This window comes from Methylotenera versatilis 7 (assembly GCF_000799165.1).
GTDB lineage: Bacteria > Pseudomonadota > Gammaproteobacteria > Burkholderiales > Methylophilaceae > Methylotenera_A > Methylotenera_A versatilis_A.
This window is the reverse complement of record NZ_JUGF01000002.1, coordinates 25901-47189: the sequence shown is the minus strand read 5'-3', so window position 1 is coordinate 47189 and position 21289 is coordinate 25901. Positions and strand designations below refer to the sequence as shown.

21 protein-coding genes are annotated in these 21289 nt (G+C 44.5%); 10 read left to right on the top strand and 11 right to left on the bottom strand.

Annotation, left to right across the window (positions count from 1 at the left end; all coding sequences use genetic code 11):
- Nucleotides 1–2: 2 nt before the first annotated feature.
- The 11 genes from surE to K370_RS04110 form a co-directional block, all read right to left on the bottom strand.
- Nucleotides 3–746 carry a 5'/3'-nucleotidase SurE gene (gene surE, locus K370_RS04160; RefSeq protein WP_047539077.1) on the bottom strand — a complete coding sequence of 248 codons (744 nt, stop codon included), beginning with the start codon at nt 744–746 and terminating at the stop codon, nt 3–5.
- 139 nt (nt 747–885) lie between these two features.
- Nucleotides 886–1242 carry a DUF2069 domain-containing protein gene (locus K370_RS04155; protein WP_047539074.1) on the bottom strand — a complete coding sequence of 119 codons (357 nt, stop codon included), beginning with the start codon at nt 1240–1242 and terminating at the stop codon, nt 886–888.
- 1 nt (nt 1243) lies between these two features.
- The gene (wrbA, locus tag K370_RS04150) at nt 1244–1837 is read right to left on the bottom strand and encodes an NAD(P)H:quinone oxidoreductase (protein WP_047539070.1); all 594 of its coding nucleotides are present in this window, start codon (nt 1835–1837) and stop codon (nt 1244–1246) included.
- Nucleotides 1834–2655, bottom strand: a complete 822-nt coding sequence (locus tag K370_RS04145) for an NYN domain-containing protein (protein WP_047539068.1) — start codon at nt 2653–2655, stop codon at nt 1834–1836. Before K370_RS04145 ends, wrbA begins: the two co-directional genes overlap by 4 nt.
- Before the next feature lie 17 nt (nt 2656–2672).
- Nucleotides 2673–4046: an adenylosuccinate lyase gene (purB, locus tag K370_RS04140; protein ID WP_047539066.1), complete on the bottom strand. Its 1374-nt coding sequence runs from the start codon at nt 4044–4046 to the stop codon at nt 2673–2675.
- A 199-nt stretch (nt 4047–4245) separates the two neighbouring features.
- Nucleotides 4246–5706, bottom strand: coding sequence for a bifunctional 2-methylcitrate dehydratase/aconitate hydratase (locus K370_RS04135; protein WP_047539064.1), 1461 nt, complete (start codon nt 5704–5706; stop codon nt 4246–4248).
- Nucleotides 5707–5735: 29 nt separating this feature from the next.
- Nucleotides 5736–6881 (bottom strand): bifunctional 2-methylcitrate synthase/citrate synthase, encoded by a 1146-nt coding sequence (prpC, locus tag K370_RS04130; RefSeq protein WP_047539062.1) that lies wholly within the window; start codon nt 6879–6881, stop codon nt 5736–5738.
- 56 nt (nt 6882–6937) lie between these two features.
- On the bottom strand, nt 6938–7822 hold the full coding sequence (gene prpB / locus K370_RS04125) for a methylisocitrate lyase (RefSeq protein ID WP_047539051.1): 885 nt from the start codon (nt 7820–7822) through the stop codon (nt 6938–6940).
- Nucleotides 7823–7857: 35 nt separating this feature from the next.
- Nucleotides 7858–8847, bottom strand: a complete 990-nt coding sequence (locus K370_RS04120; protein ID WP_047539048.1) for an HpcH/HpaI aldolase/citrate lyase family protein — start codon at nt 8845–8847, stop codon at nt 7858–7860.
- A 1-nt stretch (nt 8848) separates the two neighbouring features.
- On the bottom strand, nt 8849–9913 hold the full coding sequence (locus K370_RS04115; protein ID WP_047539045.1) for a MaoC family dehydratase: 1065 nt from the start codon (nt 9911–9913) through the stop codon (nt 8849–8851).
- A gap of 12 nt (nt 9914–9925) precedes the next feature.
- Nucleotides 9926–10807 carry an HpcH/HpaI aldolase/citrate lyase family protein gene (locus K370_RS04110; protein WP_200883449.1) on the bottom strand — a complete coding sequence of 294 codons (882 nt, stop codon included), beginning with the start codon at nt 10805–10807 and terminating at the stop codon, nt 9926–9928.
- 238 nt (nt 10808–11045) lie between these two features.
- Here K370_RS04110 and K370_RS04105 point away from each other — a divergent pair, with 238 nt between their 5' ends.
- The 10 genes from K370_RS04105 (at nt 11046) to K370_RS04060 (ending at nt 21161) form a co-directional block, all read left to right on the top strand.
- The gene (locus K370_RS04105; protein ID WP_047539042.1) at nt 11046–11780 is read left to right on the top strand and encodes a GntR family transcriptional regulator; all 735 of its coding nucleotides are present in this window, start codon (nt 11046–11048) and stop codon (nt 11778–11780) included.
- A gap of 142 nt (nt 11781–11922) precedes the next feature.
- On the top strand, nt 11923–13119 hold the full coding sequence (locus tag K370_RS04100; protein WP_047539040.1) for a malic enzyme-like NAD(P)-binding protein: 1197 nt from the start codon (nt 11923–11925) through the stop codon (nt 13117–13119).
- Between the two features lie 14 nt (nt 13120–13133).
- Nucleotides 13134–13547 carry a succinate dehydrogenase, cytochrome b556 subunit gene (gene sdhC / locus K370_RS04095; RefSeq protein WP_047539037.1) on the top strand — a complete coding sequence of 138 codons (414 nt, stop codon included), beginning with the start codon at nt 13134–13136 and terminating at the stop codon, nt 13545–13547.
- A 40-nt stretch (nt 13548–13587) separates the two neighbouring features.
- Nucleotides 13588–13899: a succinate dehydrogenase, hydrophobic membrane anchor protein gene (sdhD, locus tag K370_RS04090; protein ID WP_235272688.1), complete on the top strand. Its 312-nt coding sequence runs from the start codon at nt 13588–13590 to the stop codon at nt 13897–13899.
- A gap of 3 nt (nt 13900–13902) precedes the next feature.
- Nucleotides 13903–15660, top strand: a complete 1758-nt coding sequence (gene sdhA, locus K370_RS04085) for a succinate dehydrogenase flavoprotein subunit (protein WP_047539034.1) — start codon at nt 13903–13905, stop codon at nt 15658–15660.
- A 24-nt stretch (nt 15661–15684) separates the two neighbouring features.
- A complete protein-coding gene (locus tag K370_RS04080) occupies nt 15685–16431 on the top strand; it encodes a succinate dehydrogenase iron-sulfur subunit (protein WP_047541609.1) in 747 nt (248 codons plus the stop codon).
- Nucleotides 16432–16433: 2 nt separating this feature from the next.
- On the top strand, nt 16434–16706 hold the full coding sequence (locus K370_RS04075; protein WP_047539031.1) for a succinate dehydrogenase assembly factor 2: 273 nt from the start codon (nt 16434–16436) through the stop codon (nt 16704–16706).
- A gap of 47 nt (nt 16707–16753) precedes the next feature.
- Entirely contained in the window at nt 16754–17866 is a 1113-nt protein-coding gene (locus tag K370_RS04070; protein WP_047539028.1) for an HpcH/HpaI aldolase/citrate lyase family protein, read from the top strand.
- A gap of 83 nt (nt 17867–17949) precedes the next feature.
- The gene (locus K370_RS04065; RefSeq protein WP_047539025.1) at nt 17950–19599 is read left to right on the top strand and encodes an acyl-CoA synthetase; all 1650 of its coding nucleotides are present in this window, start codon (nt 17950–17952) and stop codon (nt 19597–19599) included.
- Nucleotides 19600–19610: 11 nt separating this feature from the next.
- Nucleotides 19611–21161, top strand: a complete 1551-nt coding sequence (locus tag K370_RS04060; RefSeq protein WP_047539022.1) for a fumarate hydratase — start codon at nt 19611–19613, stop codon at nt 21159–21161.
- The last annotated feature ends 128 nt before the right edge of the window (nt 21162–21289 follow it).

The following is a 21289-nucleotide window of genomic DNA, read 5'->3' as shown; positions in this document are numbered from 1 at the left end:
AGTTATTTATTCAGCCAGGTTTGTAATTCTGCAAGTTGTGAATGTTTGGTTAAATCAACTTGAATCGGCGAAATCGATACTTGATTATGCGCGACAGCATAAAAATCCGTGCCTTCGCCGCCGTCATTGGGTGTGCCAGCAGCACCAACCCAATATACGGTTTCGTTTCTAGGTGTCTTAAGTTGAATAACCGGCTCGGCCTTGTGGCGTTTACCCAAGCGCGTTACCGTTCTGCCGGTCAACTCTTCATAAGCGATATCAGGCACATTTACATTCAATAATGAAGCTGATGAAAAACCATGTTTGATATGCTGTTGAATCAACTCTACCGCCACGCGTGCCGCGGTTTCAAAGTGCGTAGAATTATGTTGCGACATGGAAATGGCAATAGAAGGAATGCCAAGTAAATAACCTTCTGTCGCCGCGGCAACGGTGCCAGAGTAAATGGTGTCATCACCCATGTTGGCGCCATCATTGATGCCAGAAATGACCATGTCCGGCATGGTGTCCATCAAACCAGTCAATGCGATATGTACGCAGTCGGTCGGTGTGCCATTGACATAGAAATAGCCATTCGACGCTTTTTTAACACTTAACGGTCTGTCTAAAGTGAGCGAATTACTTGCGCCGCTGCGGTTACGCTCAGGCGCAACAACGGTAATATCTGCAAATTTTGCGATATGGCTGGCTAGAATATTCAGGCCAGGTGCAAAATAGCCGTCATCATTTGATATGAGTATTTTCATTCGTGGCTGACAGTGTGATTAATCATGCGTATTTTTATCTGCGATTTAAAGGGGTTGCCCAAGTACTTAACTTTATTAAGTGCTTAATAAAGTTGCTGTATTTCAGGCATTAAGTATAGCTTAAGGCTTTAATTATAAATTAAGCGGGCGCTTTTAAATCACTGTTTCGCACGAGTTTTGCATAAAATATTGCACATAGAAAAAATATCAGTGATAACGCTATTTCAAGCAGTGCTAATTGGCTTGAAATGCCGGTATCAGACCATGCCCGCACTACGCCCTCGGTAAAATACAGCAAAATCAGCATGCCAGCCCATTGGTAAGTGTAACGTCGACCTTTGAGTATGCCGAAAAGTGGCAATAATAAAGGCAACGCTTTTAAAATAAGTAACGAACCTTGCGGCTTGAGTGGCGCAAGCACGCTTTCCCATGCCAGACATAAAAAAATCAAAGCAATCAGGCTAATGCCTGCGCCAATTCTAAGTGTTGAAAGCATATTACTGAGCCAGTTTTAATGCAGTTTCAGCCAGACGTTTACCCAATGCAATGCACAGTTTTTTCTCATCCTCGGTGATTTTCTTATCATCCATCGCGCCACCAATATGGCTTGCGCCATAAGGTGTGCCACCGGATTGTGTGCTGGATAATTCAGGCTCCGAGTAAGGTATGCCGACCATCAGCATGCCATGATGCATCAGCGGTAACATCATTGTTAATAGCGTAGTTTCATTACCGCCATGCATAGAGCCTGTTGAAGTAAAGACCGCAGCTGGTTTGCCAATCAGCGCACCTTTTAACCATAAACCAGCCGTACCATCCAAAAAGTATTTCATTGGCGCCGCCATATTGCCAAAGCGGGTAGGGCTGCCGAGTGCTAACCCGTTACATTCTTCTAAATCATTCAATTCAACATAAGGATCGCCACTATTGGGAATATCTGACTCAGTCGCTTCGCAGTTGGCAGATACTTTTGGCACGGTGCGAATACGTGCTTTCACGCCGCTTACAGACTCAACGCCACGCGCAATCAGTTGTGCCATTTCGCGAACAGCGCCACCTTGGGAATAATAGAGGACTAGGATTTCACTCATTTTTTAACTTTTTCCCTTATTAATACTCTCATATTGTCTTTGACTACTTCAAACAATCCAATTGCTGAAACTAGATCGCTCAGTTTCTTAAAGCCATAGGTTCTAGGGTCGAAATCAGTTGCCTGTTTTTCGATGCTACTGCCTACACCGCCAAGTTGTGCCCAACCCGTATCATCCGATGCAATTTCAATAGCCGAACGTATTAATGCAACCAATTTTTTGTTGGCGACTAGCTCTTGCGAGGTTTTTTTAACGACAGGTGCCAGCGTACCAATTTCTGAAGCTGGGGCGTTGCTGGATTTTGTTTCTGCAATAGTTTTTGATATTTCTTGTGTACTATTGAGAATGCCTGCATCTATTATTTTATTTGGTAACAGATTCTCAATGTATATAAATTTATTGCAAGCAGCTCTTAATGATTCGGGCGTTTTTCTTTCCCCAAAACCATAGACAGCTTTGCCAGATTCACGTAAACGAATGGCAAGTCGAGTGAAATCACTATCACTAGAAACAATACAAAAGCCATCTAGTGGTGCTGTATATAACAAATCCATTGCATCGATAATTAATGCGCTATCGGTTGAGTTTTTACCTTTGGTATTAGCGTATTGCTGCATGGGTTGAATGGCATGTTTAGGCAATACTTCTTTCCAGCGACTTAGCTGGTTTTGTGTCCAATCACCATAAATCCGCCGCACACTTGCATCGCCGAATTTAGATATTTCTTCAAACAACTCATCAATAATATCAATGACTTTAAACGTATTATCCGCATCAATGAGTACCGCGAGTCTTAGATTGCTTTTATCAGAATTCAAAGCGGTACTCCTTAAAATTAATCGATCCGTTTGACTAAATTTGCAGCTTTACCAATATAACTGGCCGGTGTCATATCCAGCAGTAACTGTTTGGCTTCTGCCGGAATCTTTAAGCCGCCAATAAACGTATGCAGGGAAGCTTTATTGATACCGCCTTTGCCGCGTGTTAATTCTTTCAATTGCTCATACGGGTTCTCAATGCCGTAGCGGCGCATCACGGTTTGGATTGGCTCTGCCAATACTTCCCAGCTATTGTCCAGATCTTCCGCCAGTTTTGCAGCGTTAACCTCTAGTTTATTCAAGCCGCGTAAGCATGAATCGTAACCCAATAATGTGTAACCGAACGCCACGCCCATGTTTCTTAGTACGGTTGAATCGGTTAAATCGCGTTGCCAGCGAGAGATTGGTAGCTTCTCTGCCATGTGACGCAATACTGCATTAGCTAAACCCAAGTTACCTTCTGAGTTTTCAAAATCAATCGGGTTGACTTTATGTGGCATGGTAGATGAACCGATTTCGCCAGCTTTTACTTTTTGTTTGAAATAGCCAACTGAAATATAGCCCCAAATATCGCGATTCAAGTCGATTAAAATCGTGTTGATGCGCGCCAGTGTGTCGTACAGTTCAGCCATATAGTCATGCGGCTCAATCTGTATGGTCATCGGGTTGTAAACCAAGCCCAAACTTCCCACAAATTTTTGCGCAAAGCTTTCCCAATCAAATGTTGGGTAAGCGGATAAGTGTGCATTAAAGTTACCAACTGCACCATTGATTTTACCCAATATTTCGTTGTTAACTAATTGCTTTTGTTGACGTTGCAAGCGATAAACCACGTTGGCCAATTCTTTACCCATTGTGGTGGGAGAAGCCGTTTGGCCGTGTGTGCGTGACAACATTGGTTGGTCGGCAAGTTGATGTGATAACTCACTTAATCGTGCAATTAAATTGCTTAAGAATGGCAACATGACAGTATCGCGTGCATTTTTTAGCATCAAACCGTGCGATAAGTTATTGATATCTTCCGAAGTACAGGCAAAGTGAATAAACTCACTGGCTTTTTTGATTTCAGGATTAATATCGAATTTTTCTTTAAGCCAATATTCAAGCGCTTTTACATCATGATTAGTGCGCGCTTCAATGGCTTTTACCTGTGCAGCATCTGCTTCAGAAAAGTTGATGATTGCTGCATCTAATTCTTGAATCGTCTCTGCACTAAAAGTGGCGATTTCAATTAGCTCTTTGGCGGCAGATAGCGCTTTCAGCCATTCCACTTCTACCCATGCACGATGTTTGATCAGCGCAAATTCACTAAAGTAAGGGCGTAAAGCATCTAATTTGGTTTGGTAGCGACCATCAAGTGGAGATAGTGCGTTGAGGGTGGTAAGCGACATAAAAGGCTTTCAAACAGCGGTTCAATAATCCGCTATTTTACCCTAAATTTGCCGTAGTTAAATTTAGGGTGCTGATTAGCCGCTTACTTTTAAAGTCAGTAGAGCGGGTAACTTGTTACCCACGCGTTGGAATTGTGAAGTTTCCATCACGTGATCGCGTGGGTTCAAGAACGCATCCTACATTAGTCTAAGCAAAGAATTAAACCGCTAACATATCCACAAACACGTTTACTGGTGTGGCTTCTATCTTGGTTTGGTCTAAACAAAGCGCCAAAATATCTGCCTGTTTTTTTGCATCGAATCGGCGCGCTAAATTGATTTTAAATTTCTTCACCAATTCTGGAATACCTTCACCACGGCGGCGGCGATGACCGATTGGGTATTCCACCGCGATATTGTCGGATGTGGAGCCGTCTTTAAAGAACACTTGAATTGCGTTGGCGATTGAGCGTTTTTCCGGGTCGTGGTAATCCGTTGTGTATTGTGACTTTTCTACGCACACCATTTTGCTGCGAATCGCATCAATGCGCGGGTCGGATGCAGATGAATCTTCATAATCTTGCGCGGTTAGGTTGCCTTTCAGCAAGCCAATCGCTGCCATATATTGAATGCAGTGATCGCGATCTGCTGGATTATCCAGTGGGCCTGTTTTATCAATAATGCGAATCGCAGACTCATGCGTAGTGATGACAATTTTATCGATTTGCGCGACTTGCTCTAAAGTTTGCAGCTCTTTGCCTACTTGTGCGTTTAACTGAATGGCACATTCCACCGCCGTTTGAGCATGGAATTCAGCAGGGAAAGAGATTTTGAATAGTACTTGTTCCATTACGTAAGAGCCGTAATCGCGTTGAAATTTAAAGGCATTACCTTTAAAAAGCACATCGTAAAAGCCCCAGGTTTTTGCGGTTAATGCACTTGGGTAGCCCATTTCACCTTGCATGGTCATCCAGGCTAATCTCACTGCGCGACTAGTTGCGTCGCCTGCTGCCCATGATTTACGTGAACCTGTGTTTGGGCTGTGTCTATAAGTACGTAAGCTTTGACCATCGACAAACGCATTAGAAACGGCGTTGATAATGTCTTCTTTGTTGCCGCCTAATAATTTTGTTACTACCGCTGTTGAAGCGATTTTGACTAGAATAACATGGTCTAACCCAACACGATTGAAACTGTTTTCAAGTGCCAATACACCCTGAATCTCATGCGCTTTAATCATAGCAGTCAGCACATCTTTAATGGTTAAAGGGGCTTTGCCCTCGCTGGTATTTTTGCGTGAAATATAATCGGCTACGGCTAAAATTCCACCCAAGTTATCAGAAGGATGGCCCCATTCAGCGGCCAGCCAAGTGTCGTTAAAGTCTAGCCAGCGGATCATCGCACCGATATTGAATGCCGCTAAAATCGGGTCTAGCTGATATGAGGTGCCGGGGACTTTTGCACCATTTGGTACCACTGTGCCAGCAATCACAGGGCCTAATAATTTAGTGCAAGCTGGGTAGTCCAATGCCTCAAAACCGCAACCTAGTGTATCCATTAAACAGTTGCGGGCAGTATCAAATGCTTCGTCAGATTTAATCTCAAAATCAGCAACATAGTTTGCAATATCTACAATGACTTGATCAGGTGCAGGACGAACGTTGGAAATATGGGCAGACATTTAAAGCTTCCTATAGATTGTTTTAAGAGTTAACGATTCTTTAGCGCAACGTAAGGTCGATTATCCGGCCCTGTATATTCAGCATTAGGCCGAATGATTTTGTTATCTATACGTTGCTCAATCACGTGCGCTACCCAGCCAGTGGTGCGGGAAATCACAAATATTGGCGTGAACATACCAGTTGGAATGCCCATCATGTGATAGCTGGATGCGCTATACCAATCCAAGTTTGGGAACATTTTTTTCTCGCGCCACATGACTTCTTCAATGCGTGAAGAAACATCAAATAACATCATGTTGCCGTTATCTTCACATAATTTACGGCTAACTTCTTTGATTGATTCATTTCTTGGATCAGCGATTGTGTAAACAGGATGCCCGAAACCAATGATGATTTCTTTACGTGCCATGCGTGCCAGAATATCGGCTTCAGCTTCATCTGCATTTTTGTAACGCGCAATGATTTCCATTGCAGCCTCATTTGCGCCACCATGTTTTGCACCGCGCAAAGCGCCAATGGCACCCGCAATACAGCTGTACATATCTGATAAAGTTCCGGCGATAACGCGGGCTGTGAAAGTTGAGGCGTTAAACTCATGTTCTGCGTAAAGCACCAGTGAAGTATTCATGGCATCAATGTGTAGTTGGCTAGGCGCTTTGCCATGTAATACATGTAAGAAGTGCGCGGCGATACTGTCATCATCCGTGTTCACATCAACGCGTTTGCTGTTGTGGCTAAAGTGATACCAATACAGCAAAATGGAGCCAAAGCTGGCAATTAATCTATCGCCTAAATCTTGTGCTGCCTGCGTATTACGGTCTGCCGCTTCTGGTTCTAGCGTGCCCAGCATCGAGCAGGCGGTGCGCATCACGTCCATCGGGTGCGTGTTTTTTGGAATTTGCTCAAGCACGGTTTTAAGCGCTGCCGGTAATGTGCGTAGTTTTTTTAATTTGGCATGATAGGCAGTGAGTTGCGCTTGATTCGGCAGTTCACCATGTATCAATAAATAAGCGACTTCTTCAAACGTGGCTTGTTTTGCCAGTTCAATAATGTCGTAACCGCGGTAATGTAAGTCATTACCTGTATGGCCGACGGTGCAGATTGCCGTATTGCCAGCGGTAACGCCGGCAAGGGCTACACCTTTTTTCTTTTTAGGTTCGGTTACTGTTTCCATGCATCAATCTCCCCAATTTTTACCTATGCCAATTTTTTGTTTACTTTTGGTGTGGGTTATTTTTCTTGTTTAAACAATGCGTCTAGTTTTTGTTCAAACGCGTGATAACCCAAGTGTTCATATAAGTCAGCGCGCGTTTGCATTAAGTTAATTACATTCGCCTGTGTACCATCATTTTTAACCGCTTGATACACGTTAAGTGCGGCCTGATTCATGGCGCGGAAAGCGGAAAGTGGGTATAAAACCATGCTCACATCTGCTGTCCGCAACTCATCTACCGTAAATAATGGCGTGCTACCAAATTCGGTAATATTCGCTAGCACCGGCACGTTAACTGCCGCTGCAAACTGTTTATACATGCTTAACTCTGTAATCGCTTCAGGAAAGATCATGTCTGCGCCTGCCTCAACACACGCACAGGCGCGGTCGATGGCGGATTGCAAACCTTCAACGGCCAGCGCGTCGGTTCGCGCCATGATGACAAAATCATCATAGGGCTTTGCGTCAACAGCCGCTTTAACGCGATCTACCATTTCATCCAAGCTGACAATGGCTTTATTAGGACGATGACCGCAGCGTTTAGCTGAAACTTGATCCTCGATATGCACTGCCGCTGCACCTGCTTTGGCGATACTTTTTACACTACGAGCAATATTAAAAGCGCCGCCCCAGCCCGTATCGATATCCACCAATAATGGTGTATCGACAGCATCTGTAATGCGGCGCACATCAATTAATACATCTTCCAATGTTGAAATCCCTAAATCCGGCAATCCCAATGAGCCAGCAGCAACACCGCCGCCAGAAAGATAGAGTGCTTTAAATCCTGACTGAGTGGCGAGCATGGCATGATATGCATTGATTGCGCCGATAATTTGAAGCGGTTTTTCGGCTTTTAGTGCAGCACGAAAACGTGTGCCAGCAGATATTGGTTGGGTCATAATGAATGATCTAAATGAATGGTTTAATTAAAAGGTTAACTAAAGAAAGCTTGATTCGACTCTTCTGAAATAGCTACGCCAGTTAACTTGGCTTTTTGCAATACTTCCCAGAAATAACGATAAGTCGCTCTGTCATGCAATTCGCCAGCATATTGAATCGGCCCCCAGTTGGCGGCTTGCGCAGTCAGCAGAATATTGGCGGCATCAGACACTTCATCAAAATTGGGTTTCATTGCATCCACAATCGCTTGAATTTGCGTTGGGTAAATACTCCACATGCGCATAAAGCCAAATTCATTACGGGCGCGGCTGGCATCGGAATAAGTGGTTTCTACATTCTTTAAATCCAGCGTCACGTTATGTGCCGGGACGATTCCGTTTGCTAAAGCGGCTGAAACGACCTCTACTTTTGCGCGTGACAATAAGCGATGTTCAAATTGGCCGGGGCTGCGCATCGCGCTGGCAGGAATGGCGCCATGATGCGCACTGACAAAATCCATTAAACCGAAATCCAGCACCTGAACCCAGGGTAGTTTGGCGATTTCATGCACTTGGTTCAATGCGCCATGCGTTTCAATCAGAAGATGCACAGGAATCACACGTTCGATACCATTAAAAGTAGCCGTTTTCTGAATATAGGCAATCATCTCGCTGGCTTGCGCTAAGCTGGTGCATTTGGGAATCGTGATGTAACTCAATAGCTTACCCGCGCCAGCAACTAGAATGTCAATGTCTAATTTCCAAGCTGGGTGTGTGTAATCATGAATGCGCACACCAGCCATTTTGTGTTTATTCGCTTCAGAATTTAGAACCCGCACAATCATTTCTGCATGCTCGCGTTCTTGCCCGCTGGCTGCACCGTCTTCACAATCGCAAGTGATATCAAACAATGGGCCTATGCTATCTTGCAGACCAAGTGCTTTTAAAATGAGTTTTTCGCTGCCAGCAAAATGTTCGCAAGCGGGAATCAGCGGAAACGACTTTTCACCGCCGAATAAAGCTTCATTTGGATGTACTGCAGTCATGTTAATGATTTCCTTTTTTAGGTATCGCTACCGTGTAATCTAAGTCGAGAACCACATTCGGGTGGTAGCCTTTATCTGTTTTAATCTCTGTTAATTCAGTTGGCGACATATTTTTAATGCCAACCATGCGCAGTCTTAATGCACCAAAATCGCTATTAGTTAGTTGCCATGTATCCAATACTTCGGTTGCGCAGTAAATGGTGTCATTGGCAAAACTAGGGTTTGCATGCGTGCCCGCATTAATTGCTAATACCGATATTGCATTTTCAAGGCCATCAAAACTTAAAGAGCGGCACATTGAAATCGCCACGCCGCCATATACCAGGCGTTTGCCATAGTTTGAATTTTTCATCATGAAATCGTCAAAGTGCAAACGCGCATTATTTTGATAAAGGTGTGTTGCAAGCGAGTGGTCGCTATCATTTATCGTCAAACCAGCCGCGTGGTTGATGCGCTCTCCAACTTGATAGTCTTCCCAATAGTATTTTCCGCCGGTAATTTTATTATCAAAGTTATTGGCAGAAATTCTGCTGGGTAAACTTAAGTTTTCAGGCGCGACAAAGGCTGGCAATTCTGGAATTGTCGCTTCAGTCGCAGGCAAATCTAGATTGTTTTTATGCACCATTACCCAGCGCACCCAGCTTAAAACCGGGTGGTTATGTTGGTTGTGTGCAGTCGAGCGCACCCAAACCACGCCACTTTTTCCACTGGAATTTTGTTTTAAGCCAATCACCTGGCTAGATGTTGAGAGTGTATCGCCCACAAAAATCGGTTGGATAAAGCGCACATCGGCATAACCTAGGTTGGCTACCGCATTCACGGAAATATCAGGCACTGTTTTACCAAAGGCAATATGGAAAGCGAGCAAATCATCTACAGGTGTTGTTTTATAGCCCAGACTTTGAGCAAAGGGTTCGCTGCAAAACAAGGGGTTGCGCGAACCATAAAGTGCAATGTATATCGAGCAATCACCTGCTGTAATCGTGCGTGGTATGGCGTGTTGAATCACTTCATTCAATGTGAAGTCTTCAAAAAACCGGCCGTTATTTGTTTTGGTAGATTGCATGCTCATCACTTTTTAAATAAATTCTTCTTCTAATTCGGCAATCATGTCGTGCAGTTTTAACAACCTTTGCGCCGCTTTTACATGATGATGCTCAACCAGTTTGTCATCGACCACCACGGTGCCGCGACCTGCTTCATTTGCCTCTTTTAGTGCATGAATGATTGTGCGCGCATTTTTAATTTCGCTGGATTTAGGCGTGTAAGCATCATTGCTATAAGCAATTTGCGCAGGGTGTACCAGTGATTTCCCATCAAACCCCATATCGCGACCTAAGCGGCAGGCATATTCAAATGAATGCATGTTTTTAAAGTCGCTTGAAATGCCATCCACCACACAGCGACCGTAGGCGCGTGCGGCTAAAATAACCAGTGAGAGTGAAGTTAATATCGCGCTGCGCTCATGCGTGACGCGTGCGTGTAATTGCGAGATTAAATCGGAAGTTGCCATGACGATACAGGCGATGCGATCACTCGCTGCAGCAATCTCTTTGGCATTTAATACGGCGATCGGGCTTTCTATCATCACCATGATCGGCATATGACTACCGCCAGCTTCATCCAGCCATTTTAAGGCGGTATGTACATCGTCGGCAGATTCTATATTTGGGAAAAGAATCGCATCTGCACCAATATTGGCAACCGCTTTGATGTCGTCATGACCCCAGATGGAATCCAGATTATTCACGCGCACAACCACCTCGCGAGAGCCGTAACCGCCTTGTTTTACGGCTGCCACGACATTGTCGCGAGATTCGATTTTACAGGCGATCAATATGGGGTCGCCCAAGTCAAGAATGACAGAGTCGGCAGCTAATGTGCGTGCGCGATCTAAATAGTGCAGGTTGCAACCTGGCACATAAAGCATCGAGCGGCGAGGGCGGAAGCCTAATTCCATATATTTGGTCCCATGATTAGGTAGCTCCATATATTCGTGTAAATTCCATCATACATTTTATTAAATGCGCTTTTTTCATTACAGAATCAAAGTGATTTCAGCAATTAAATTGATTATATATAGCGCTTAGTTTTAATGTCAACAAATATCTTATGTCTTATATAAGATATAAAACACTAGACTATTTTTAATTGGCATGTTTTAATAATGTTAACTTAATTTAAGTGAGCTTGCGATGATGGAAAAAGCCTACAATTCACCCAGTTACAGGCCTTTATACGACCAGATTAAAGTGCTGTTGACGCAAAGCTTGATCGGCGGAGAGTGGCGTCCAGGCGAGATGATTCCGAGTGAGGTTGATTTGGCCTCACGTTATAAGGTGTCTCAGGGTACGGTGCGTAAGGCAATTGATAGCCTTGCAGGTGAAAATATTTTAATCCGCCGTCAAGGCAAGGGCACTTTTGTGGCAACGCATAGCGAAACCGATGCTAAATTGCGCTTTTTGCGATTAACTGCGGCGAATGGTCAAAAAGAAGTATTGCAGAGTGAGTTGATAAACTGCATCAAAACCAAAGCAGACAACCGTATGGCGAGCATTCTGGAAATTAAAGCGGGAGCCACCTTGATCGAAATAAAGCGTTTGCTGACTTTTTCCGGCAGGCCGCTCATTTACGATCATATTGCCATCCCGGCGGCGCCATTTAAGGGACTTAACGCTACGCGCGTAGAAGAAAATCAGGGTTCAATGTACAGCATGTATGAGACTGAGTACGGCATTAGGATGATACGCGCAGAAGAGCGGTTAACTGCTGTGGCGGCGAGTAAAGATGTTGCTGAAGCCTTGAATCTACAATTAGGTGCACCTTTGTTGAGTATTGAGCGGGTTTCTTATACGTATGGCGATAAGCCGATGGAGTGGCGATTGGGCTTATGTTTGACCGATGATCATCATTATATGTCTGAATTGGAATAGGGATGTTTTTGAAAATTTCCCCCAGCGTTGTTGGATTTCGCTTGCCGTGCAATTTGCACTGTCTTCGCTCATCTGCATGGCCAGAACAAATTTTGAAAAACACCTTAGGTTTGCAATCAACTAGGCTTTAGTTAGGATAAAAATGGATGATTTAAAAAAACGCGCACTCGATTATCACCAATTCCCAAAACCGGGAAAGTTGAGTGTCGATTCATCCAAGCCATGTACCACACAAGATGATTTGTCACTGACCTATACACCTGGTGTGGCAGAGCCGGTGCGTGAAATCCATGCAGAACCTGCTAATGCTTATAAATATACCAACAAAGGCAACTTGGTCGCCGTGATTACAGACGGAACCGCAGTTTTGGGTTTAGGTAATATGGGTGCGTTGGCCAGCAAGCCCGTGATGGAAGGCAAAGCCGTATTATTTAAACGCTTTGCAGGCATCGATGTATTCGATATCGAAGTTAATGCTGCTACACCAGATGAGTTTATTCAAACAGTAGTAAACATTTCGCCGACTTTTGGCGGGATTAATTTAGAAGATATCGCTGCACCGCACTGTTTCTATATTGAAAATGAACTTAAGAAACGTCTGGATATACCAGTTTTTCATGATGATCAGCACGGCACCGCAGTCATCGTAGCGGCGGCTTTATTAAACGCGCTTGAACTACAAGGCAAAACAATTGAAACGGCAAAAATCGTATTTTTAGGTGCTGGCGCAGCTGGCTGTTCCTGCGCGAAACTACTTAAATTAATGGGTGCGACCAATATCACCATGGTGGATAGAAGCGGTGTGCTGGATACCAATCGTGCAGATTTGCATGATAACAATCGCGATTTAGCGATTGCACCTACAAATGCCACGACACTGGCAGATGTAATGCCGCAAGCTGATGTGTTTATTGGCGTTTCTGCCAAAAATGCATTGGATGCCGAGTTGATTAAAGGCATGGCAAAAAATCCGATTATTTTTGCCCTGGCTAACCCTGACCCTGAAATATTGCCGAGTATCGCGCATGCCATTCGTGATGATATTTTAATGGCGACTGGACGTAGCGACTTTCCCAACCAAGTGAATAATGCGCTGTGTTTTCCATATTTGTTCCGCGGTGCATTGGATGCAAAAGCCACTAAAATTACAGAAAATATGAAAATTGCAGCGGCAAAAGCATTAAGTGAGTTGGCGCGTGAGCCAGTGCCCGCTGAGGTTCTGCAAGCTTACAACTTAACAGAGCTTAAGTTTGGGCGCGAATACATTATTCCTAAACCCTTTGACACGCGTCTGTTGGCGCATGTATCGAGTGCTGTTGCAAAAGCGGCTCGAGAATAACTTAATCTCTGACCATGCAAAACATAACCCCTAATCATCGACTGAATGATAAAAAAAAGCTTAGGCCAAAAAACCTAAACCTATTCACCATTCGTTTGCCGATTAATGCTGTCGTTTCAATTCTGCATCGAGCATCTGGGGTCGGTTTGTTTTTGGTTTTGCCACTAATTTTATTGGCATTTCAAGCTTCTGTAGATTCACCAAGCAGTTACCTATTATTAACCAAGTTGCTGAGTGCCTGGTATGTAAAGTTATTTTTAATTGGACTTTCGTGGGCATTTTTTCACCATTTCTTTGCTGGTATTCGCCATTTGTTGCAAGACATTCATTGGATGACTAGTTTGCAAAAAGCGCGTTTTTCCAGTCGTGTGGTGTTGTGGTTAGTGGGGATTGCAGTAATTGTTTTTGCATGGTTTATTTGGCCATAAAAATATGCTGATTCAATTGCTTACTAATAAGTATCCTGGCATGCGACTGTGGTTATCACAGCGTTTAACCGCAGTGGTAATGGCAGTTTATATTGTGTTATTGCTGGTTGCATTGCTGATAATTCAGCCCGCGGACTATGCAGCCTGGCATGCGTTCGTGTCGCCGATTTGGTTTAGGTTGGCAACGTTATTATTTTTTATGTGTTTGTTTATGCATGCCTGGTTAGGCGTGGCAGATGTATTAAAAGATTACGTTTTTAATAAAGTGTTACGCGCTTACTTGCAAATGGCGGTAGATGTTGCGTTGATGCTTTACCTGTTTTGGATAATTTACATTTTGTGGAATGTTTAAAGAATGGCGATAAGAGGTATAGAAAAACACCAGTTTGACGCAGTGATTGTCGGTGGCGGCGGTGCAGGCTTGCGTGCCGCTTTACAGCTGGCAGAATCAGGAGTCAAGGTTGCTGTGTTATCTAAAGTTTTCCCCACCCGTTCACACACCGTCGCGGCGCAGGGAGGTATCGCTGCCGCTTTGGGTAACGTGGCAGAAGACAAATGGCTGTGGCATATGTATGACACCATCAAGGGTTCCGATTATCTGGGCGACCAGGATGCGATTGAGTTTATGTGCAAAAACGCCGCAAAAGCCATTATCGAGCTGGAACATTTCGGCATGCCGTTTGACCGCTTGGAGTCTGGCAAAATCTACCAGCGTCCGTTTGGTGGTATGACGCAAAACTTTGGCGAGAGCCCGATTTCGCGCACCTGTGCAGTGGCAGATCGCACTGGCCACGCCATGTTACACACTTTATATCAGCGCAATATACGCGCTAACACCCAGTTTTTTGTGGAGTGGTTTGCACTGGATTTAATCCGCGATAGCGAAGGTGATGTGCTTGGCGTGATTGCGCTGGAAATTGAAACTGGCCAGATTCATATTATGCAAGCCAAAACTACTTTACTGGCGACAGGCGGCGCAGGCCGGATATTCCAAGCCAGTACCAATGCATTTATTAATACGGGTGATGGTTTGGGCATGGCAGCGCGCGCTGGTTTGCCTTTGCAGGATATGGAGTTCTGGCAATTTCATCCAACTGGTGTGCTGCATGCTGGTGTATTGATTACCGAAGGCGTGCGCGGCGAAGGTGGTTATTTGGTGAATTCTGAAGGTGAGCGATTTATGGAGCGTTACGCGCCGCATGCCAAAGACTTAGCCAGTCGCGATGTGATTTCACGTGCGATCTCGACCGAGATTAAACAAGGCCGCGGTGTTGGCAAAAATAAAGATGCGGTGTATCTAAAATTGGATCATTTGGGCGAAGAGCGTATTAATAAAAGTCTGCCAGGTATACGCGAAATCGCGAAAACATTTGCTAATGTGGATCCGATTAAAGACCCTATTCCAATCGTGCCAACTTGCCATTACATGATGGGCGGCATACCGACTAATTTAGATGGTCAGGTTGTTTTAGAAGATGAAAAAGTCGTTAATGGATTATATGCCGTCGGTGAATGCGCTTGCGTTTCTGTGCATGGTGCAAACCGTTTGGGCTCTAATTCTTTATTAGATTTGGTCGTATTTGGTAAAGCTGCAGGTGACCATATGGCCGCCGCTATCAAAGCCAATAATACGCATAAAGCATTGCCAGCTGGCGCAACAGACAAAACTCTGGAACGCGTCAATCGCCTAGAAAATGCGCAAGGTGAAAATGTCACTGAAGTAGGCGATGCTATGCGTAAAACCATGCAAACGCATTGCGGCGTATTCCGCTTTCCTGATTTATTGGCGCAAGGTGTGCGTGAAATTGATGCGGTCGCAAAACGTATTCCAAACCTTATCATTAAAGATAAGAGCCAGGTGTTTAACACAGCAAGGGTTGAAGCGCTGGAACTGGACAACCTAATTGAAGTTGCAGTAGCGACTATGCATGCAGCGAATAATCGCACTGAAAGTCGCGGCGCGCATGCGCGTGAAGATTTTACTGAACGTGATGACATAAACTGGTTAACACATTCTCTTTTTTATAAGAAAAATAAGCAGTTAACTTACAAACCAGTGCGGTTAAAACCACAGACAGTGGAATCTTTTAAGCCGAAAGCACGCGTGTATTAGGGTTGATGATTAATGGCTAAACAAATGAAATTTTCGGTGTATCGCTACAATCCTGATGTGGATAAAAAGCCCTACATGCAGGATTACGATATTGCGTTGGAGGACGAAGATCAGATGTTGCTGGATGCGCTGATTCGCATTAAGCAGCATGACGATACCTTGAGCTTGCGTAAATCGTGCCGCGAAGGTGTTTGTGGCAGCGATAGCATGAATATCAATGGAAAAAATGGACTTGCCTGCATCACCAAGTTAAGTGATTTAGAGCAACCAGTCGTGTTGCGCCCTATGCCAGGGTTGCCGGTAATACGCGATTTGGTCGTTGATATGACGCAGTTTTTTGAGCATTACAATTCGGTTAAGCCTTATCTGATTAATAACGACCCATTGCCTGAAACCGAGCGTTTACAATCGCCTGCTGACCGCGCCAAGCTTGATGGTATGTATGAATGTATTTTGTGCGGTGCCTGTACCACATCTTGCCCTAGTTTCTGGTGGAATCCTGATAAGTTTGTCGGCCCGGCAGGTCTGATGCAAGCCAACCGTTTTATTATGGATAGCCGCGACCAGGCGACTGAAGAGCGTTTGGAAAATCTGGAAGATCCTTATCGTTTATATCGCTGCCATAACATCATGAATTGCGTAGAGGTTTGCCCTAAAAAATTGAATCCAAATGCGGCGATTGCGAATATTAAAGATTTAAAAATTGAGCGGGCTAAAGAAAGTACTGATAACAAGCCTGTTAAAAAACTCTTTGGTATTAAGGTGTTATAGCCATGATGAATGCTGAAAATATGAAGGATGCAGAATTACGCCGTTTAGCATGGCGTTGCCGACGTGGCATGTTAGAGCTGGATATCGTATTACAGCGTTTTATTACGCAGCATTTTGATGGCTTAACACTAATGCAATTAAAGGCGTTTGATGATTTGCTTGAGCTGTCCGATAACGATTTTTGGGCTTTGGTTTCCAGCGATAACATCAAACCAAAGAATGCAGACACAGTAAATGTTGTGAATAAAATCAGAGCATTAAAACAAAATCACTAGAATAAAAATTCGCATAAATTGCACATGGCATAAAGGGAAGGTTGGCAATGACTGAGACAATACAAACATGTAACCCGCTAGGCGATTACTGGCCTGGTATTCAGTTGTATTACCCGCCAGTGAAATATGCGCCCAGTTTGGGCATTTACGAGGACATGGATCAGGCAGCTGCACGCATGAAAAAACATGCACACAACACCATTGCACATACCTTGATTTTTGACTTGGAAGATGGCTGCCGGCAAAAAGAAATGAGCCGTGATTTGCTGCGGCATGAGCTGCCAGCTTTGCGCAAAGTGAATGAACGCGTCACGATTGCCATTCGCTGCAACTCATTTCGTACCGATGAATACGAGCATGATATGCGGTTGGTGCGTGATATGGGCGACTATATCGATGTGGTAATGCTGGCTAAAGCGGGCGAAGTTTACGGCGCGGCAGAAGTGCGCGATTTGTCCAGTTTGCTGTTAAGTGTGAATCCACATATTACGATTCAACCGATTATTGAGCACCCTAAATCGCTCAAAATCGCGCCCGACTTAATGCAGTACAACACAGTAAAACATGTGGTGTTCGGTATTCATGACTTCTCAAAAGCCATGGGTATTCACATTACGCCAGAGGGCTGGATTGAAGAGTTGCAGTTTTACATGAATCAATTAATGTTTGAGGCGCGGATTGCAGGTACGGGTGTGATTGGCGGGGTTGAAACGCTGATTGGTCAGAATATCATGCCGGAAAAATTCCTAGAGCCGCACGATGTGCGTCGCTGGCTGGATTTGCATGGTGATAATGAATCGCGCATTGTATACAAGCATGCCTGCCAAGAAGCCGCGATGGGCCTTACCGGCAAGCAGGTGATTCATCCCGGGCATATTCATTTGTGTAAAACCGCCTATACGCCATCACCAACTGAAATCACACAAAAAGTGGCGATTCTAAAAGCGGCGATTGAAGCAGATGCTTTGCATGGCGGCGCGATTAAGTTTGAAGGCGAAATGCTGGATCCACCCATGTTTGGTAAAGCCTTGCAAACATTGCTGCGTGCGCACGCGTTACGCGCACTGAAAACATCGGATAAGGACTTTGCCGTGCATGTGTTGGAACAGTTGCCTGCACAAGTGGTACGCCAAAACTGGCCGTATGGGGTTTTACTGTGAAAATCCATTTTTTGCGCGAATCGCTGTGTTGCATCTAGTTATTTTTGGATACTCGAAATTCTGAATTTTAAGAAAGTTATTTAATGAAAAAATTTGAACAGTTTCCCGAATGGCAATGGCAAATTCCCAGTCATTTCAATATTGGCGTCGCGTGTAGTGACAGGCATTTGGGTACACCGCAAGCAGACAAGATTGCCATGATTGTTGAAGATGATGTGTTGGGAACGAGCACTATTACATTCGCAGAATTGGCGCGTAAAACCGACCAGTTTGCACAGTTGCTGCGTAATTTAAATGTAAAAGCGGGTGACCGGGTATTGATTCGCCTGCCAAACAGTTTGGATTACCCGATTGCCTTTTTAGGTACGATGAAAATGGGTGCGATTTCAGTACCGACCTCAACCTTATTAACGGCTGAGGAAGTGGCTTATCTAGCTAAAGATTCTGGTGCAACAGTATTGGTGACAGACGCACCAGCTTGGCTGTCTATGGAAGCGCAGTTGGTTGGTGGTTTAAAAGACATGCCCAATTTGAAGCATGTTTTATTGTCGCAAACGACTGACACCAAGCCACATGCTCATTTAAATCTATTGAGCTTAGAAAACGCACTTAATGTGACGCATCAGTGTGATGAAGCCCATAAAACTAAAGCCGAAGATCCCGCTTATTTGGTGTATACCTCAGGCACTACCGGCTATCCAAAAGGGGTTTTGCATGCGCATCGCGCGCTGCTTGGTCGCCAGCCTGCTGCGCAATACTGGTTTAATTATGCACAAGCCGCAAATACCACAGACCGCATCATGCATTCTGGCAAGTTTAACTGGACATACGTATTGGGTTCCGGCTTGATGGATCCTTTGTATTTAGGCAAAACGGTGATTGTGCATGAGGGGAAAAATGATGCACAGGTTTGGTTAAACCTGATTCAAAAACATCAGGCCACTATTTTTGTTGGTGTGCCAACGATATATAGACAGATTTTGCAAAAAACTACTGCTACAAAAGACGATCTACCCAGTTTGCGCCATTATATGAGTGCAGGTGAGCATTTGTCCGATGAGGTGTTAAGCCAGTGGCATGCGCGTTTTGGTTTGGATATTTATGAAGCAGTCGGCATGAGCGAATTCTCCTATTATCTAAGCCAAAGTAAATTTCGCCCAATCCGCCCAGGTTCAGCGGGGTTTCCGCAGCCTGGTCACAATATAAAATTACTGAACCCAGAAACATTGGAGCAAGTTACAGCGGGTGAAGAGGGCATGATTTGTGTGCCGCTGGATGACCCCGGTATATTTTTAAGTTATTGGAATTTGACCGAAGAAACTGCAAAATATAAGCATGATGGCTACTTTTTCACCGGAGATTACGCAAAATATGATGAAGATGGTTATATTTGGTTCCTAGGCCGTAAAGACGACATTATTAAAAGTTTCGGCTATCGCGTTTCACCGTATGAGATAGAGCGGGTTTATAAAGGTCATCCGGATGTAGCAGATTGTGCGGCGGTGGGCGAAGAGATTGAAAAAGATAAATTACTGGTAGTGATTTATGTGATTCTGAAACCTGATGCGGTTACCAGCCCAGATGAGCTGCTGGCGTTTGGTAAACAACACTTGGCTGCTTACAAAACACCTAAAACGGTCTATCTGGCTAAAGATTTTCCACGTACTAAAAATGGTAAAATCCTGCGTAAAGATATTAGCCCCAATATTGCGATTGCAAAATCATCAAGATAGTAACCTTTTAAATGACAACTATTAAACAAGCCGATTTTATTCAAAGCATCGCAGATGCTCTGCAATATATATCGTACTACCATCCAACTGACTATATTCAAGCATTGGGTGAAGCTTACAAACTAGAGGAGTCGCCGGCGGCTAAAGATGCGATTGCGCAGATTTTGACCAACTCCAGAATGTGTGCAGAAGGCAAGCGCCCGATTTGCCAGGATACTGGCATTGTTGTTGCCTTTGTTAAAGTGGGCATGAATGTTCGCTTTGATAGCTCTGGTGAAATTGAAAGCCTGACTTTAGAGCAGATGGTGAATGAAGGTGTGCGTCGTGCTTATTTGCTGCCGGAAAATAAATTGCGTGCCTCAATCGTGACTGACCCAGCTGGAAAGCGCACCAATACTAAGGATAATACGCCTGCAGTCGTGCATGTTTCTTTGGTGGCGGGCGATACGGTTGAAGTGAGTATCGCGGCAAAAGGCGGTGGTTCGGAGAATAAGGCGCAGCTTGCGATGCTGAATCCGAATGATTCAATTGTAGACTGGATATTGGAAGTTGTGCCCCAAATGGGTGCTGGCTGGTGCCCGCCAGGGATGCTTGGCATTGGCATTGGCGGCAGTGCAGAAAAAGCGGTTTTGCTGGCAAAAGAGTCGTTAATGGCACCGATTGATATGCATGAGCTGAAATTGAAAGATAAGCGAAGCCTAAACAAGATTGAAGAGTTGCGCTTAGAGATTTTTGAAAAAGTGAATAATTTAGGCATTGGTGCACAAGGTTTAGGTGGTCTGGCGACCGTGCTGGATGTGAAGATTCTGGATTACCCAACGCACGCTGCCAGTTTGCCTGTGGCGATTATTCCAAACTGTGCAGCTACGCGGCATGTGCATTTTGTATTGGATGGGACAGGCGCGGCAGAGTTGACGCCGCCTGATTTATCCAGTTATCCAGACGTGCATTGGGTGCCAAGCGCGCAAGCAAAAAGAGTGAATGTTGATGGCTTAACCAAAGCGGATATTGCGGATTGGCAAGCCGGTGAGACTTTGTTGTTAACAGGAAAAATCCTGACAGGACGCGATGCCGCCCACAAACGTATCGCAACTATGTTGGCAAAAAATGAAACATTGCCAGTGGATTTTACCAATCGATTTATTTATTACGTTGGCCCGGTTGATGCGGTTGGTGATGAAGCGGTTGGCCCAGCAGGCCCGACCACGGCTACGCGTATGGATGATTACACTGAGTTAATGCTGGGCAAGCTGAATTTATTAGGCTCTATCGGCAAGGCAGAGCGCGGCGATGAAGCGCTGGCGGTGATTAAGAAACACAAGTCTGTGTATTTAATGGCAGTCGGCGGCGCAGCTTTCTTAGTGAGTAAAGCCATTAAGAAGTCGCGTGTGGTGGCTTTTGCCGACTTAGGTATGGAAGCAATCTATGAGTTTGATGTGGTAGATATGCCTGTAACCGTTGCCGTGAGCGCGACAGGCGAATCAGTACATCAAACAGGTCCAGCGATTTGGCAGGATAAAATAAGAAATCATAAAGTCATTGAAATAACGGCTTTACCTTGAAAAAACACATGGGTTTAATTTCAAATTAAACATGCAGAAAAATAAAAAACGTGTGTCATAAGTCACAGATTGCAATGCTTTTTTGCATTAACCTTTTTCATTATTGGGGGGCATAATAGTGAGGGTGT